Annotated in this window: 13 protein-coding genes; 11 read left to right on the forward strand and 2 right to left on the reverse strand. The window is 69.0% G+C overall.

The genetic code is table 11. The features are described 5' to 3' along the window. The first annotated feature begins 7 nt into the window (after positions 1-7). On the forward strand, positions 8-448 hold the full coding sequence (locus AC1DYK_RS07145) for a DUF1178 family protein (protein ID WP_478165619.1): 441 nt from the start codon (positions 8-10) through the stop codon (positions 446-448). A 268-nt stretch (positions 449-716) separates the two neighbouring features. Here the strand turns inward: AC1DYK_RS07145 and AC1DYK_RS07150 are convergent, their stop codons facing one another. Continuing rightward, positions 717-2,498 (reverse strand): ABC transporter transmembrane domain-containing protein, encoded by a 1,782-nt coding sequence (locus AC1DYK_RS07150; protein ID WP_478165620.1) that lies wholly within the window; start codon positions 2,496-2,498, stop codon positions 717-719. A 79-nt stretch (positions 2,499-2,577) separates the two neighbouring features. On the opposite strand from AC1DYK_RS07150, the gene AC1DYK_RS07155 reads away from it, so the two are divergent. From AC1DYK_RS07155 to AC1DYK_RS07170, 4 genes are read left to right on the forward strand one after another with little or no spacing between them, the layout of a single operon-like run. Further along, positions 2,578-3,132, forward strand: a complete 555-nt coding sequence (locus AC1DYK_RS07155) for a MarR family winged helix-turn-helix transcriptional regulator (RefSeq protein WP_478165621.1) — start codon at positions 2,578-2,580, stop codon at positions 3,130-3,132. Beyond that, a complete protein-coding gene (locus tag AC1DYK_RS07160) occupies positions 3,113-4,591 on the forward strand; it encodes an efflux transporter outer membrane subunit (protein ID WP_478165622.1) in 1,479 nt (492 codons plus the stop codon). Before AC1DYK_RS07155 ends, AC1DYK_RS07160 begins: the two co-directional genes overlap by 20 nt. A gap of 39 nt (positions 4,592-4,630) precedes the next feature. Next, positions 4,631-5,941: an EmrA/EmrK family multidrug efflux transporter periplasmic adaptor subunit gene (locus tag AC1DYK_RS07165; protein ID WP_478165623.1), complete on the forward strand. Its 1,311-nt coding sequence runs from the start codon at positions 4,631-4,633 to the stop codon at positions 5,939-5,941. Continuing rightward, positions 5,941-7,518, forward strand: coding sequence for a DHA2 family efflux MFS transporter permease subunit (locus tag AC1DYK_RS07170; RefSeq protein ID WP_478165714.1), 1,578 nt, complete (start codon positions 5,941-5,943; stop codon positions 7,516-7,518). Before AC1DYK_RS07165 ends, AC1DYK_RS07170 begins: the two co-directional genes overlap by 1 nt. A gap of 8 nt (positions 7,519-7,526) precedes the next feature. Here AC1DYK_RS07170 and AC1DYK_RS07175 read toward each other — a convergent pair whose 3' ends face one another. After that, positions 7,527-8,417 (reverse strand): LysR family transcriptional regulator, encoded by an 891-nt coding sequence (locus AC1DYK_RS07175; RefSeq protein ID WP_478165624.1) that lies wholly within the window; start codon positions 8,415-8,417, stop codon positions 7,527-7,529. A 131-nt stretch (positions 8,418-8,548) separates the two neighbouring features. Here AC1DYK_RS07175 and AC1DYK_RS07180 point away from each other — a divergent pair, with 131 nt between their 5' ends. The 6 genes from AC1DYK_RS07180 (at position 8,549) to AC1DYK_RS07205 (ending at position 14,394) form a co-directional block, all read left to right on the forward strand. Next, positions 8,549-9,700, forward strand: a complete 1,152-nt coding sequence (locus tag AC1DYK_RS07180; protein ID WP_478165625.1) for a CaiB/BaiF CoA transferase family protein — start codon at positions 8,549-8,551, stop codon at positions 9,698-9,700. A gap of 62 nt (positions 9,701-9,762) precedes the next feature. Beyond that, positions 9,763-10,740: a Bug family tripartite tricarboxylate transporter substrate binding protein gene (locus AC1DYK_RS07185; RefSeq protein ID WP_478165626.1), complete on the forward strand. Its 978-nt coding sequence runs from the start codon at positions 9,763-9,765 to the stop codon at positions 10,738-10,740. Between the two features lie 26 nt (positions 10,741-10,766). Beyond that, positions 10,767-12,611 carry an acyclic terpene utilization AtuA family protein gene (locus AC1DYK_RS07190; RefSeq protein WP_478165627.1) on the forward strand — a complete coding sequence of 615 codons (1,845 nt, stop codon included), beginning with the start codon at positions 10,767-10,769 and terminating at the stop codon, positions 12,609-12,611. 24 nt (positions 12,612-12,635) lie between these two features. Next, the gene (locus AC1DYK_RS07195) at positions 12,636-12,917 is read left to right on the forward strand and encodes a lanthionine synthetase LanC family protein (RefSeq protein ID WP_478165715.1); all 282 of its coding nucleotides are present in this window, start codon (positions 12,636-12,638) and stop codon (positions 12,915-12,917) included. Further along, on the forward strand, positions 12,914-13,684 hold the full coding sequence (locus AC1DYK_RS07200) for an ABC transporter ATP-binding protein (RefSeq protein WP_478165628.1): 771 nt from the start codon (positions 12,914-12,916) through the stop codon (positions 13,682-13,684). The genes AC1DYK_RS07195 and AC1DYK_RS07200 overlap by 4 nt, the downstream gene beginning before the upstream one ends. Next, a complete protein-coding gene (locus AC1DYK_RS07205; protein ID WP_478165629.1) occupies positions 13,684-14,394 on the forward strand; it encodes an ABC transporter ATP-binding protein in 711 nt (236 codons plus the stop codon). The genes AC1DYK_RS07200 and AC1DYK_RS07205 overlap by 1 nt, the downstream gene beginning before the upstream one ends. Positions 14,395-14,451: the final 57 nt, after the last annotated feature.

Genomic DNA, 14,451 nt, shown 5'->3' on the forward strand with positions numbered 1-14,451 from the left:
TCGGCCCATGAAGGTCCTCAACCTCCAGTGCGCCCACGGCCACGGCTTCGAGGGGTGGTTTGCATCGCAGGATGCATTCGACACCCAGCTCGCTGGCGGCCTGGTGGAGTGCCCGATGTGCGGCGACACGGCCATCACCAAGCTGCTGGCCGCGCCGCGGCTGAACCTCGGCAATGCCAAGCCGCCGGTCGAAGCGCCGCCGGCCAGGGCGTCGGCCGTCGATTCACCCGAGGCGCGCTGGTTGCGCGCGGTGCGCGAGGTGATCGCCCAGACCGAGGACGTCGGTGAGCGCTTCGTCGACGAAGCGCGAAAGATGCACTACGGCGAAGCCGAGGAGCGCGGCATCCGCGGCCAGGCGACGCCCGAACAGGCCCGCTCGCTGGCCGAAGAAGGCATCCCCGTCTTCACGCTGCCCCTCCCGGCAGCCCTCAAAGAAACACTGCAGTAGTCTCGCCCCCAGGTTGCCCGGCACTTCGTGTCCGGGCGCCCACCCCCTACCGGGGGCAACACCAGCGGCCCGGCGAAGCCGGTTCCGCGGCGTTTCACCAACGGGCCTGGCTTCGCCGGCCGGGGAACTGGCGCTGTGGTTGTTGTTCGGCTGCGCGCAGCGCGCCCCTTCGTGGGCAGTCGCGGAACCGGCTTCGCCGGGCCGCTGGCTGCGCCCCCGGTAGGGGGTGGGCGCCCGACACGAAGTGCGGGCAACCTGGGGGCGAGCGTCAAGTGTTGAATTGGAGGGCGGCCAGCCGCGCGTAGACGCCGTTCTGCGCCACCAGCGCCGCATGCGTCCCCTGTTCGACGATGCCGCCGTGGTCCAGCACCACGATGCGGTCGGCCTTCTGCACCGTGGCGAGCCGGTGGGCGATGACCAGCGTGGTGCGGCCCGACATGGCGGATTCGAGGGCCGCCTGCACCATGCGCTCGCTCTCGGCGTCCAGCGCGCTGGTGGCTTCGTCGAGCAGCAGCAGCGGCGGGTTCTTGAGCATCGCGCGGGCGATCGCGATGCGCTGGCGCTGGCCGCCCGACAGGCGTACGCCGCGCTCGCCCAGGAAGGTGTCGTAGCCCTCGGGCAGGGCCCGCAGGAAGCCGTCCGCGAAGGCGGCGCGGGCGGCGGCGTGGACTTCCTCGACGCTGGCGTCGGGCCGGCCGTAGCGGATGTTCTCGAGCGCGCTGGCCGAGAAGATCACCGCATCCTGCGGCACCAGGCCGATGCGCTTGCGCAAGTCATCGAGCGACAGCGCCGCCAGCGGCGTGCCGTCGAGCGTGATGCGGCCGGACTGCGGGTCGTAGTAGCGCAGCAGCAGCTGGAACACGGTGCTCTTGCCGGCCCCGCTCGATCCCACCAGCGCCACGGTCTCGCCGGGCGCCACCTGGAGCGTGAAATCGCGCAGGGCAGGCGTGCCGGGCCGCGAGGGATAGTGGAAGCCCACGCCCTCCAGGCTCAGGGCGCTGCCGGCCTTGGGCACCGGCGCCTGGGTCGGCTGCTCCGGCGACAGGATCACCGGCCTGGCATGAAGCAGTTCCATCAGACGCTCGGTGGCGCCGGCGGCGCGCAACAGGTCGCCGTAGACCTCGCCGAGCACGGCCGCGGCGCTCGCGAGGATGATCACGTAGACCACGGTCTGCCCGAGATGGCCGGCCGTGATGTCGCCGCGCAGCACCGCTTGCGTGCCCTGGTACAGGCCCCAGAGCAGCGCCGCCGAGGTGGCGATGATGATGAATGCCACCAGCACCGAGCGCGCACGCGTGCGGCGCACCGCGGTGCGGAAGGCGCTGTCGGTCGAGGCATCGAAGCGCGCCGCCTCGCGCGCTTCGGCGGTGTAGCTCTGGACCACGGGAATCGCGTTGAGCACCTCGGCCGCGATCGCGCTGGAATCGGCCACCCGGTCCTGGCTGGCGCGCGACAGCTTGCGCACGCGGCGGCCGAACCACATGCTGGGCAGCACGACCAGCACCAGGATGCCGAATACCTGCACCATCACGTAGGGATTGGTCCAGACCAGGATGGCCAGGGCGCCGACGCCCATCACCGCATTGCGAAGCCCCATGCTGAGCGAGGAGCCGACCACGGTCTGCACCAGCGTGGTGTCGGCGGTCAGGCGCGACAGCACCTCGCCGGTCTGGGTGGTCTCGAAGAACACCGGGCTTTGCCGCAGCACATGGGCGTAGACGGCATTGCGCAGATCCGCCGTCACGCGCTCGCCCAGCCAGCTCACCGTGTAGAAGCGCGCTGCCGAGAACAGCCCGAGCGCCACGGCGACCGCGAACAGGGCGACGAAATGCTCGCGCAGCGCCATCGTCTGCGCCCCCTTGTCGGTCGAGACCAGGCCGCCATCGATGAGGCTGCGCAGGGCGATCGGGAATACCAGGGTGGTCGCCGCCGCCAGCACCAGGAACACACCCGCGAGGACGATTTGCGTGCGGTAGGGGCGCAGAAAGGGCGCCAGGCCCGACAGGGACTTCGGCGAGCCTTTGGCGAGTGAGGGAGAGGGGGAAGCCATATCCGAGCGATTCTAGCGAAACGCTTGCCTCACCAAAGGTCGCCTTGACAGTAATTGCCGAGGCAAATAATATGCGGGTATGTCCGAATCCAAGACCCCTGAGGACCGCTCCACGGCACCTTCGCCCGGCAAACCGCCGGCGGTCGAGGCTTTCTACAAGCCCGAGAACTACCGCGCGGAGGAGAGCATCGGCTACATGATGCGTCGCATCCTGAGTGCGGTCTCCCAATCGGTCGAATCGCACATGTGCGAGCCCGGCAGCCCGACCTATCCGCAGTGGGTGCCGCTGCACAAGCTGCACACGGGCAAGGTCACCACGGTGGCCGAACTGGCGCGCGAGTGCCTGCTCGATACCGGCGCCATGACGCGCCTGCTCGATCGCCTCGAGGCCAAGGGCCTTTGCCGGCGCGTTCGCTCGGTGGCCGACCGGCGCGTGGTGCATATCGAGTTGACCGACGAGGGCCGCGCGGCGGCCCGCGAGGTGCCGCAAATTCTCAGCCGGGTGCAGAACGAACACCTGGCCGGATTCACCAACGAGGAGTGGGAGCAGCTCAAGAGCTACCTGCGCCGCATTCTCGACAACGCACAGGCCTTGTCGGCCCGTGGAGAAAAAGATGACTCGACCTCTTCCTGAGCGAGCCTCGCGGTGTGCGAGTGCGGTCGCCACGGCCGTGCTGGCGCTGGCCATCGCGGGTTGCGCCGACATGGGCGCGATCGCCTCGAACCCGAAGCTGCAGACCGCGGAAAGCCTTGGCCTGGCCGCCGCACCCGCCGCCCAGGCTGAACCGACGCTCGACAGCCAATGGTGGTTGGCCTTCGGGGATCCGCAGCTCAACGCGCTGGTCGACCAGGCCACCGAAGGCAACCCCAATCTGCAGATCGCCCTTGCCCGGCTCGCGCGCGCCCAGGCGTCCGTGATGACGGCCGAGGCGGCCGACAAGCCCCAGATCCACGGCGCCCTCGACCTGACGCGGCAGAAGTTCAGCGCCAACTCCATCTATCCGGCGCCGCTCGGCGGCTCGGTCCAGGAAACCGGCACGCTGCAGATCGGCGCCAGCTGGGAACTCGACTTCTTCGGCAAGAACCGCACGGCGCTGGACGCCGCGCTGGGCACGGCCAATGCGGCCGCGGCCGAGGCCGATGCCGCGCGCATCCTGCTGGCGAGCAACGTGGCGCGCGGCTACGTCCAGTGGGCGCGGCTGAACGACCGGCTGGTGGTGGCCCAGCGCGCGCTGGCACAGCGCGAAGAACTGCTCAAGCTGGTGCGCGACCGCGTGTCCGCCGGCCTGGACACGCGCCTGCAGCTGAAGCAGAGCGAAAGCAGCGTGCCCGAGGCCCGCCAGCAGATCGAGGCGCTGGACGAGCAGATCGCGATCTCGCGGCACGCGCTCGACGCCCTGGTGGCGAAGCCCGGCGCGACCCAGGCGCTGGCGCCGCCGAGGCTGGGCAACTTCAAGGGCATGGCCCTGCAGCAGACCATTCCGGCCGATCTGCTGGGCCGGCGCGCCGACATCGCCGCCGCGCGCTGGCGCGTCGAGGCCGCGAGCAGCGACGTCGCGAATGCGAAGACGCAGTTCTATCCCAACGTCAACCTGGTGGCCTTCGCCGGCTTCTCGAGCATCGGCTTCGGCAACCTGCTGAAGTCGGACAGCCAGCAGTGGGGCGTCGGACCCGCGATCCGCCTGCCGATCTTCGAGGGCGGCCGCCTGCGCGCCAACCTGCGCGGCAAGTCGGCCGATCTGGACGCCGCGATCGACAGCTACAACGCCACCGTCTTCGACGCAGTGCGCGACGTCGCCGACCAGGTCACGAGCGTGCAGTCGGTGGCGCGCCAGCAGATCCAGCAGCGTGAGGCGCAGGACGCCGCCGAGGCCGCCTACGACATCGGCCTGCAGCGCTACAGCGCGGGGCTCGGCAACTACCTGGACGTCCTGACGGCCGAGATCACCGTGCTGGCGCAGCGCCGCGACGGTGTCGACCTCGCGGCGCGGGCACTTGAAAGCCAGGTCGGCCTGGCGCGCGCGCTGGGTGGCGGCTGGCAGCCCTCGGACGCCACCCGGACCGCCGCCGCGCCTGCGGCCGCGCATCCCTGAACACTCCCGAACACTGCTTCGAATCCGAAAGACACCGTCATGGACAACAGCAACAACGCCCCATCCGCTGCGCCGATCGAGCCCATCGCCCAGGCGCCCGCCGCCAACAACAAGCGCCGCCGTGCGCTGACCGCGCTGGCCTCGGTGGTGGTTCTGGCCGGCGCCGGCTGGGGGGTCTACGAATGGCTGGTCGCGAGCCACTATGAAACGACGGACAACGCCTACGTGCAGGGCAACGTCATCCAGATCACGCCGCAGATCGGCGGGACCGTGATGGCGATCATGGCCGACGACACCGACCTGGTGAAAGCCGGCCAGCCGCTGGTCCAGCTCGATCCCTCCGATGCCCGGGTGGCGCTCGAGCAGGCCGAGGCCGCGCTGGCGCAGGCGGTGCGCCTGGCACGCACGCTGTATGCCAACAACGGCTCGCTGGCGGCGCAAGTGACGCTGCGGCAGGCCGACATCGTGCGCGCGCAGAGCGACATCGCGCGGGCGCAGGACGACCTCAAGCGCCGCCAGGCCCTGTCGGGCAACGGCGCCGTGTCGAAGGAGGAGCTGAACCATTCCGAGACCGCACTGGCCAATGCCAAGAGCCAGCTGGCGGCGGCGCAGGCCGGCGTGCTCTCCGCGCGCGAACAGCTGACCAGCAACCAGTCGCTGACCGAGGGCACCTCCGTCGAGCGGCATCCGAGCGTGCTCGCGGCTGCGGCCAAGGTGCGCGAGGCCTATCTCGCCACCCAGCGCGTCGCGATGCCGGCACCGGTCGAGGGCTACGTGGCCAAGCGCACGGTGCAGCTCGGCCAGCGCGTGGCCGCCGGCACGCCGATGATGTCGATCGTGCCGCTCAACCAGCTGTGGGTCGATGCCAACTTCAAGGAAGTGCAGTTGCGCAATATCCGTATCGACCAGCCGGTGAAACTCACGGCCGACCTGTACGGCAAGAAGGTCGAGTACGACGGCCGGGTCGCCGGCCTCGGCGTCGGCACCGGCTCGGCCTTCGCGCTGCTGCCGGCGCAGAACGCCACCGGCAACTGGATCAAGGTGGTGCAGCGGGTGCCGGTGCGCATCGCGCTCGACCCCGAGCAGCTCAAGGCCAACCCGCTGCGCGTGGGCCTGTCGATGGACGCCGAGATCGACATCTCGAAGAAGGACGGCAAGGCGCTGGCCGACGCGCCACGCGGCAGTGCGCTGATCCAGACGCAGGTCTACAGCAAGCTCGACGGCGGCGCCGATGCAGAGGTCGAACGCATCATCGCCGCCAATCTGGGCCGCAATGCGCCGCGCCAGGCGCCGGCGGCCAGCGCCGCGCCGTCTGCGACGCCGACGCCTTCGCCAGCGCATCCCGGCTGATCGGGCGAGCGCGCGCGATGTCGAACGCCACCGCTTCCCAGCCGCTGCCGCCGCTCGAGGGCCCCGCCCGCGTGTGGGGCACGATCGCGCTCTCGGCCGCGACCTTCATGAACGTGCTCGACACCTCGATCGCGAACGTGTCGCTGCCGGCGATCGCCGGCGACCTCGGCGTCAGCTCGACGCAGGGCACCTGGGTCATCACCAGCTTCGCGGTGGCCAACGCCATCGCGGTGCCGCTCACCGGCTGGCTCACGCAGCGCTTCGGGCAGGTGCGGCTGTTCATGACGAGCGTGCTGCTGTTCATCATCAGCTCGTGGCTCTGCGGCCTGGCGCCGAACATGACGACCCTGATCGCCTTCCGCGCGCTGCAGGGCTTCGTGGCCGGGCCGATGATCCCGCTGTCGCAGACGCTGCTGCTGTCGAGCTATCCGCGCGCCAAGGCGGGCCTCGCGATGGCGATGTGGTCGATGACCACGCTGGTCGCTCCTGTGATGGGGCCGATGCTCGGCGGCTGGATCACCGACAACATCTCCTGGCCCTGGATCTTCTACATCAACATCCCGGTCGGCCTGCTGGCCGCGGGCATCACCTGGGCCATCTACCGCAAGCGCGAGAGCGTGACCCGCAAGGTGCCGATCGACGGCATCGGGCTGGCGCTGCTGGTGCTCTGGGTGGGTGCGATGCAGCTGATGCTCGACAAGGGCAAGGAGCTCGACTGGTTCCATTCGGCCTTGATCATGACGCTGGCGGTGGTGGCGGTGGTCGGCTTCGCCTTCTTCCTGATCTGGGAGCTGACCGACAAGCATCCGGTGGTCGACCTGTCGCTCTTCAAGCGGCGCAACTTCTGGTCGGGCGCGCTGGCGACGGCGGTGGCCTATGGCCTCTTCTTCGGCAACGTGGTGATCCTGCCGCTGTGGCTGCAGCAGTTCATGGGCTACACCGCGACCCAGGCCGGCATGATCATGGCGCCGGTCGGAATGCTGGCGATCATCTTCTCGCCGATCGTCGGCCTCACGGTGGGCAAGGTCGACCCGCGCCGCTACGCGACCTTTTCGTTCCTGGTGTTCGCGCTGGTGCTGTGGATGCGCTCGAACTTCAACACCCAGGCCGACTTCTGGACCATCATGATCCCGACCATCATCCAGGGCGTGGCGATGGCCTTCTTCTTCATTCCGCTGGTGACCATCACCTTGTCGGGCCTCTCGCCCGACCGGATCCCGGCGGCCTCGGGCCTGTCGAACTTCCTGCGCATCACCGCGGGCGCGATCGGCACCTCGAGCGCGACCACCTTGTGGGAGAACAGGGCGGCCTTGCACCACGCGCAGCTGGTCGAATCCGTGAACCAGGGCAGCGCGGCAGCGAACAGTGCGATCGCCAACCTGGGCGCCGGCGGCTTCAGCCCCGAGCAGGTGCTGGGCCAGATCAACCGCATCGTCGACCAGCAGTCCTTCATGCTGGCCACGAACGACGTGTTCTACGGCTCCGCGATCCTGTTCCTGCTGCTGATTCCGCTGGTCTGGCTGGCCAGGCCGGCCAGGGGCGCAGGCACCTCGGACGCCGCGGCCGGCGCGCACTGAGCGGGCCCTCACGCAAGCCGCTGGAGCGACTCCATGAACGCCCGGCTCACGGGCGAGAGCGACCGGCCGACCCGCGTGACCACGCCGACCGGCCGGGACATCACGGGCCGCTGCAGCGGTATCGCGACCAGGTCGTCGTTCTTGATGAGTTGAAGGGCCAGCCGCGGCAAGGCCGTGAGGCCGAGGCCCGCCGCCACCAGGGCTCCCGCCACGGCGATGCTCGGATACTCGATGGCCGGCAGGATCGGCAGGCCCTTCTGAAGAAAGGCCGCGTCGGTGATCGGCCGGATGCTGCTCCTGAAGCTGCTCGCGATGAACGGGCGGGCCGCGAACGCGGACCACGGCACCGAGGATCTCGCGCTCAGTGGGTCGTCGCGACGACACAGCAGCACGAAGGGGTCGTCGAGCAGATGGCGGTAGAGCAGGGGCTCCTGCGGCGCCGGCCGCACGCTGATGGCCATGTCGGCCTTCCCTTCGTCGATGGCCGTTCGCAGCAGGTCCGCGGGCCCCTCGATCAGCGAGAACTGGACCTGCGGGTGCAGCAGGCGGAACGCGGCGATCGCTCGCGGCAGCAGTGCCACGCCGGCCGAGGGCAGCGACGCGACGGTGACGTGGCCGCTGCGGCCCTCCAGGAACTGCGACAACTCGCTGAACGAACTGTTGAAGTTCTCCAGGATCCGCAAGGCGATCGGGAGGAGCTCCTTGCCGGCCGGCGTGATTTCCACATGCCGCGTGTCGCGATCGAACAGGCGCGCGCCCAGCGCCGACTCGACCACCTTGATCGTCCGGCTCAAGGCCGGCTGCGATACGTGCAGCGCCTGGGCCGCCGATCGAAAGTTGACCGTCCGGGCGACTTCGACGAAGGCCTCGAGTTGCTGAAGGGTGATGCCGATCCGCATGCCGTGTTCGTGGTGAATTGATCCGATTGGGTTATCAGAGTTATAGGATTATTGTCCTTCCCACATCAGGCGCATGCCGCCAGAATTTGTTGCTGTACGGAGACGTGAGGTCGAGAGACCTCGGCAAACGCATGAACAACATTCTTGAAGGCATTCGCGTGCTCGAGCTGGGACAGGTCCTGGCGGGGCCTTTCGCCGGCGCGATCCTGGCCGATCTCGGCGCCGAGGTGGTCAAGCTCGAACGTATCGAAGGCGGGGACGACGCCCGCCACATGGGCCCGGCGTTCCGCCATGGCGATGCCCACAACTTCCACATCTTCAATCGCGGCAAGAAGTCGGTCGCGATCGACCTCAAGAGCGACGAGGGCCTGGCGGCGTTCGAGCGCCTGGTCGCGGACACCGACATCCTGATCCACAACCTGCGCCCCGGCGTCACGAAGACGCTGGGCATCGACGGCCCCGCGCTGTGCGAGAGGCACCCGCGCCTGATCTATTGCGAGATCTCCGCGTTCGGCCACACCGGGCCCATGCGTATGCTGCCGGGCTACGAGCCGTTGATCCAGGCCTTCAGCGGGCTCTCCAGCATCAACGGCGGCCCCGAGGATCCACCGATGCGCACCGGCGCGTCGGTCTGCGACCAGGGCAGCGGCATGTGGACGGTCATCGGCGCGCTGGCGCTTCTTCAGCGCAGGCATTCGACGGGCAAGGGCGGTGTCGTCAGCACCTCGTTGCTGGAGACGGCACTGGTGTGGACCGGCCAGAAGGCCGACGCCTACGTGAACGAAGGCCGGCTGCCGGATCGGCACCGCTCCGGCCATCCGGGCTTCGTGCCGTACGAGGCGTTCGAGACCGCCGATGCACCGGTGCTGATCTGTTGCGGCAACGACCGGCTGTTCGCCAAGCTCGCGCTCGAGCTCGGCCGCGCCGACTGGATCGAGGACGAGCGCTACGCCACCAACCGTGCGCGCCTCGGCCACAAGGCGGCACTGCTGGCAGAGCTGGCCCCGTTGCTGAAGGCGCAAACGCGCTCGCAGTGGCTCTCGCGCTTCAAGGCCTCCGGCGTCCCCTGCGCCCCCGTGCACACCGTGCCCGAGGCCATCGCCCATCCCCAGGTCGAAGCGCTGGGCATGTTGCAGGCGGTGCCCGGCGAAGACTTCCGCTTGACGGCGCTGCCGTTGTCGATCGACGGCGTGCGCCCCGCGCACCGCGCCGTGGCGCCGCGGCTGGGTCAGCACAACGCCGACTACGGCATCCCTTCAAGAGAGAGCGGCAGCGATGCCTGACCTGCCGAGGCGCGGCCGGCGTCGTTGACCGCATCCAGCCCATTTTTCAAACAGGAGACCACATGCCTCGTTTCTTCCATCGCGCCCTGGGCACTTCGGTGGCCGTCGCCGCCCTGATGCTGTGCGGCGGACTCGCGCACGCGCAGTCCTACCCGGACAAGCCGATCACAATCGTGGTGCCTTTCGCCGCGGGCAGCGGTACCGATCAGCAGGCGCGCAGCATGGCGCAGGCCCTGAGCACCGAATACAAGGTGCCCGTCGTCGTCGACAACAAGGCGGGCGCGAGCGGCTTCATCGCCGCGCAGTACGTCGCGAAGGCCGCGCCGGACGGCTACACGATGCTGATGACCACCAACACCACGCACGCGGCCAACGAACACCTCTACAAGAAGCTGCCCTACGACCCGGTCAAGGACTTCACGCCCGTGGCGCTGCTGTCCAAGGGCCACATGCTGCTGCTCGTGAACGAGTCGTCCCCGATCAAGTCGGTGGCCGACCTGATCGCCGCGGCGAAAAAGGCGCCCGGGAAGCTCAACTTCGGCAGCGGCAGTTCCTCCAGCCGGGTGGCCAGCGAGCTGCTCAAGCAGATGGCGGGCGTCGACATGGTCAACGTCCCCTACAAGAGCAACCCGATGGCGATCACGGACCTGCTGGGTGGGCAGGTCGACTTCATGTTCGCCGACGCGCCGACCGCGCTGCCCCAGGTCAAGAGCGGGAAGCTGCGCGCCCTCGCGGTGAGCGGCACCCGGCGGCTCGCCGCAGCCCCCACGGTGCCGACGGTGGACGAGGCCGGCGTCAAGGGGTACGACATGTCGTACTGGACCGCGGTCTACCTGCCGCCGAAGGCGCCGGCCGCGGTCACGGCCAAGCTCAACGAGATGCTGATCAAGGTCTCCGCATCGCCCGCCATCGTGGCCTATCAGGCGACTTCGAGCGGCGAGGCGGCGACGAGCACGCCGGAAGGCCTGGCGGCGTTCCAGACCGCCGAATCCCAGAAGTGGGGCCGCGTGATCCGGGCCGCCGGCATCGAGGCCGAGTGATTCGCTGATTGTCGGAAGGAACGATGATGAACAAGCGGACCGTGAGGATCGGTGGCGCCTCGGGCTTCTGGGGCGACAGCTCGGTGGGAGCGCCGCAGCTGGTCGAGCAGGGCGAGATCGACTACCTGGTGTTCGACTACCTGGCGGAGCTCACCATGTCGCTGCTGGCCGGCGCCAGGCTGAAGAATCCCGACATGGGCTATGCAACCGATTTCGTGACCTCGGCCATGGCCACGGTCCTGCCGATGGTGGTCGCCAAGAACATCCGGGTGATCGCGAACGCAGGCGGCGTCAATCCGAAGGCCTGCGCTGCGGCCGTCGAAAAGCTGGCTGCCGGCCTCGGCCTCGAGGTCAAGGTCGCGGTCGTCACGGGCGATGACGCCCTGCCTCTGATCGACGCGCTGCGCGCGCAGGGCATCGGCCACATGACGACGGGCGAGCCCTTGCCCGAGCGGCTGGTCAGCGCCAATGCCTACCTGGGGGCGGCGCCGATCGCGGGCGCCTTGGCCGCCGGCGCCCAGATCGTCATCACGGGGCGCTGCGTCGACAGCGCGGTGACGCTGGGCGCGCTCATGCACGAGTTCGGATGGAGCGCCGACGACTGGGACCGCCTGGCGGGCGGCAGCCTCGCGGGCCACATCATCGAATGCGGATGCCAGGCCACGGGCGGGCTTCACACCGATTGGGATCGGGTGCCCGACTGGGCGCACATCGGCTACCCCATCGTCGAATGCGCGGCCGACGGCTCCTTCACGGTCAGCAAGCCGCCGGGCACCGGCGGACTGGTCTCCCGCGCCACGGTCGGCGAGCAGCTGCTCTACGAGATCGGCGACCCGTCGGCCTACTTGCTTCCGGACGTGGTGTGCGACTTCCGCAACGTCGGCATCACCGAGACCGGGCCAGGCGAAGTCCGCGTGGCCGGTGCCAAGGGCCGTCCGCCCTCCGACAAGTTCAAGGTCACCGCCACCTATGCCGCGGGGTACCGCTGCAACGCCGAGCTGCTGATCGTCGGCTTCGACGCCGCGGCAAAGGCCCGGCGCACCGGCGAGGCCATGATCCGTCGGACGCGCGATCTCTTCGAAGCGCGTGGCTGGAGCGACTTCAGCGCGACGCACATCGATGTGCTGGGCGCCGAGTCCAGCTATGGGCCGCATGCGACCCGGCATCCGCCGAGGCAGGCCGTGCTGCGCGTCGCCGTGACGCATGCCGAGAAGGCCGCGCTCGAGGTGTTCGCGAAGGAAATCTCCGCGGCCGGAACCTCCTGGGCGCCGGGCACCACCGGCATGGGCGGCGGCCGGCCTTCGGCGGCGCTGTCGATCCGCCAGTTCCCGTTGCTCGTCGACAAGGCGCTGTTCACGCCCTTCGTCGAACTCGGTGGCCAGCGGTGGGCCGTGCCGGCGAGTTCGCTGTCCTCGGGAGCGCAGACGCCCGAAGCTCCCGGTGCGCAGGGTGGCGCCTTGGCCGACCTGGCCAAGGACGACACCACCGCGCTCGATGACGACCGGGTCGAAGTTCCGCTGATCCGGCTGGCCTACGCCCGCAGCGGCGACAAGGGCGACACCTCGAACATCGGCGTCATGGCGCGGCATCCGGCCTTCCTGCCGTCGCTGCGCGCCCAACTGACGGCGGAGGCGGTGGCTGCCTACCTGGCGCATCTGGTCCGGGGAAAGGTGACCCGCTATGAACTGCCCGGCATCGACGCGATGAATTTCGTGTGCGAAGAAGCGCTGGGCGGCGGCGGCATGGCGTCGCTGCGGGTGGACCCCCTTGGAAAGAGCATGGCGCAGATCCTGCTGTCGATGCCGATCCAGGTCGCTGCCCGGCAGCTGGATGCGGCGGCTGCCGGCGCGCTGGCCCCTCGGGAGTCCTGACCGGGCGAGCGGGGAGAGCAGGCGCTGCGAAAGAGCTCGAACCTGTGCCATGGAACGGGAGGCAACGGCTACGCGTTCCTCAAGCGGTACCGTCGCTTCGGCGACACGAAACTGGAGCGCGCGCGTGCCTTCGCCATGCACTGCCGGCGTGCCGTCGCCGGGGCCGAGCCCCGGCTAGGCATTTGCCCCAGTAGGCAAGTCTTGCCGCCGCCGCAAACAATGCGGTCCGCGCAACCATGGTGGTGCGCTGAGATGGACCGCATGACCGAATTTTTCTGCCAGCCAATGGGCGACCGCGCGAGATGAGCGACATCATTCTCGAAACACGCCAGCTCACCAAGGAATTCAAGGGCTTCACCGCGGTCAGCAAGGTCGATCTCTCGGTCGTGCGCGGCTCGATCCACGCGCTGATCGGCCCCAACGGTGCGGGCAAGACGACCTGCTTCAATCTGCTGACCAAGTTCCTCGAGCCGACCTCGGGCACGATTCTCTTCAACGGATTGGACATCACGAACGAGCGCCCGGCGCAGATCGCGCGGCGCGGCATCATCCGCTCGTTCCAGATCTCGGCGGTGTTCCCGCACCTGACCCTGCTCGAGAACGTGCGCCTGGGCCTGCAGCGGGCGCTGGGCACCTCCTACCATTTCTGGAAGAGCGAGAAGTCGCTGAAGCCGCTCGATGCCCGCGCCCGCGTGCTGCTGGCCGAAGTCGGTCTCGAGGACCTGGCCGACGAGCTCACCGTGAACCTGCCCTACGGCCGCAAGCGCGCGCTCGAGATCGCGACCACGCTCGCGATGGAGCCCGAACTGATGCTGCTCGACGAGCCGACCCAGGGCATGGGGCACGAGGACGTGCACCGGGTGGCCGAACTGATCAAGCGGGTGTCGGCCGGCCGCACGATCCTGATGGTGGAACACAACATGAGCGTGGTCTCGACCATCGCCGACACGATCACGGTGCTGCAGCGCGGCGCGGTGCTGGCCGAGGGGCCGTACGCCGAGGTCTCGCGCAATCCGCAGGTGATGGAGGCCTACATGGGCACCACCGACGGCGCACTGCAGGGAGCCCACTGATGGCAACCCCCGCACTCGAGATCAAGGGCCTGCAGGCCTGGTACGGCGAATCGCACGTGCTGCACGGCGTCGACATGGTGGTGCAGCCCGGCGAAGTCGTCACGCTGCTGGGGCGCAATGGCGCCGGCCGCACGACCACGATGCGCGCCGTGCTCGGCCTGACCGGCGCCCGCAAGGGCAGCATCAAGGTCAACGGCGTCGAGACCATCCACATGGCGACGCACCGCATCGCCCACCAGGGCATCGGCTATTGCCCGGAAGAGCGCGGCATCTTCGCCAGCCTCTCGTGCGAGGAGAACCTGCTGCTGCCACCGGTGCTCAAGAGCGCCGACAAGGGCATGTCGGTGGACGAGATCTACGCCATGTTCCCGAACCTGGCCGAGCGCCGCAACAGCCAGGGCACGCGGCTGTCGGGCGGCGAGCAGCAGATGCTGGCGGTGGCGCGCATCCTGCGCACCGGCGCCCGGCTGCTGCTGCTCGACGAGATCTCCGAAGGCCTGGCGCCGGTGATCGTGCAGGCGCTCGCCCGCATGATCCACACGCTGCGCGGCAAGGGCTACACGGTGGTCATGGTGGAGCAGAACTTCCGCTTCGCGGCCCCGCTGGCCGACCGCTTCTACGTGATGGAGCACGGCCGCATGGTCGAGGCCTTCGGCGCCGCCGAGCTCGAGGCCAAGATGCCGGTGCTCAACGAGCTGCTCGGTGTTTGATTTTTTTTTCGCAACCAGTTGATCGGACGGAGGTCCCCATGAAGAACCAGTTCAGCG

It is taken from the genome of Variovorax sp. P2_H12 (assembly GCF_056403395.1).

Coding starts and splice junctions, on each gene's coding strand:
- AC1DYK_RS07185 (WP_478165626.1), top strand. CDS start 9,763: ATGCCTCGTTTCTTCCATCGCGCCCTGGGCACTTCGGTGGCCGTCGCC.
- AC1DYK_RS07180 (WP_478165625.1), top strand. CDS start 8,549: ATGAACAACATTCTTGAAGGCATTCGCGTGCTCGAGCTGGGACAGGTC.
- AC1DYK_RS07160 (WP_478165622.1), top strand. CDS start 3,113: ATGACTCGACCTCTTCCTGAGCGAGCCTCGCGGTGTGCGAGTGCGGTC.
- AC1DYK_RS07190 (WP_478165627.1), top strand. CDS start 10,767: ATGAACAAGCGGACCGTGAGGATCGGTGGCGCCTCGGGCTTCTGGGGC.
- AC1DYK_RS07175 (WP_478165624.1), bottom strand. CDS start 8,417: ATGCGGATCGGCATCACCCTTCAGCAACTCGAGGCCTTCGTCGAAGTC.
- AC1DYK_RS07150 (WP_478165620.1), bottom strand. CDS start 2,498: ATGGCTTCCCCCTCTCCCTCACTCGCCAAAGGCTCGCCGAAGTCCCTG.
- AC1DYK_RS07205 (WP_478165629.1), top strand. CDS start 13,684: ATGGCAACCCCCGCACTCGAGATCAAGGGCCTGCAGGCCTGGTACGGC.
- AC1DYK_RS07155 (WP_478165621.1), top strand. CDS start 2,578: ATGTCCGAATCCAAGACCCCTGAGGACCGCTCCACGGCACCTTCGCCC.
- AC1DYK_RS07200 (WP_478165628.1), top strand. CDS start 12,914: ATGAGCGACATCATTCTCGAAACACGCCAGCTCACCAAGGAATTCAAG.
- AC1DYK_RS07165 (WP_478165623.1), top strand. CDS start 4,631: ATGGACAACAGCAACAACGCCCCATCCGCTGCGCCGATCGAGCCCATC.
- AC1DYK_RS07145 (WP_478165619.1), top strand. CDS start 8: ATGAAGGTCCTCAACCTCCAGTGCGCCCACGGCCACGGCTTCGAGGGG.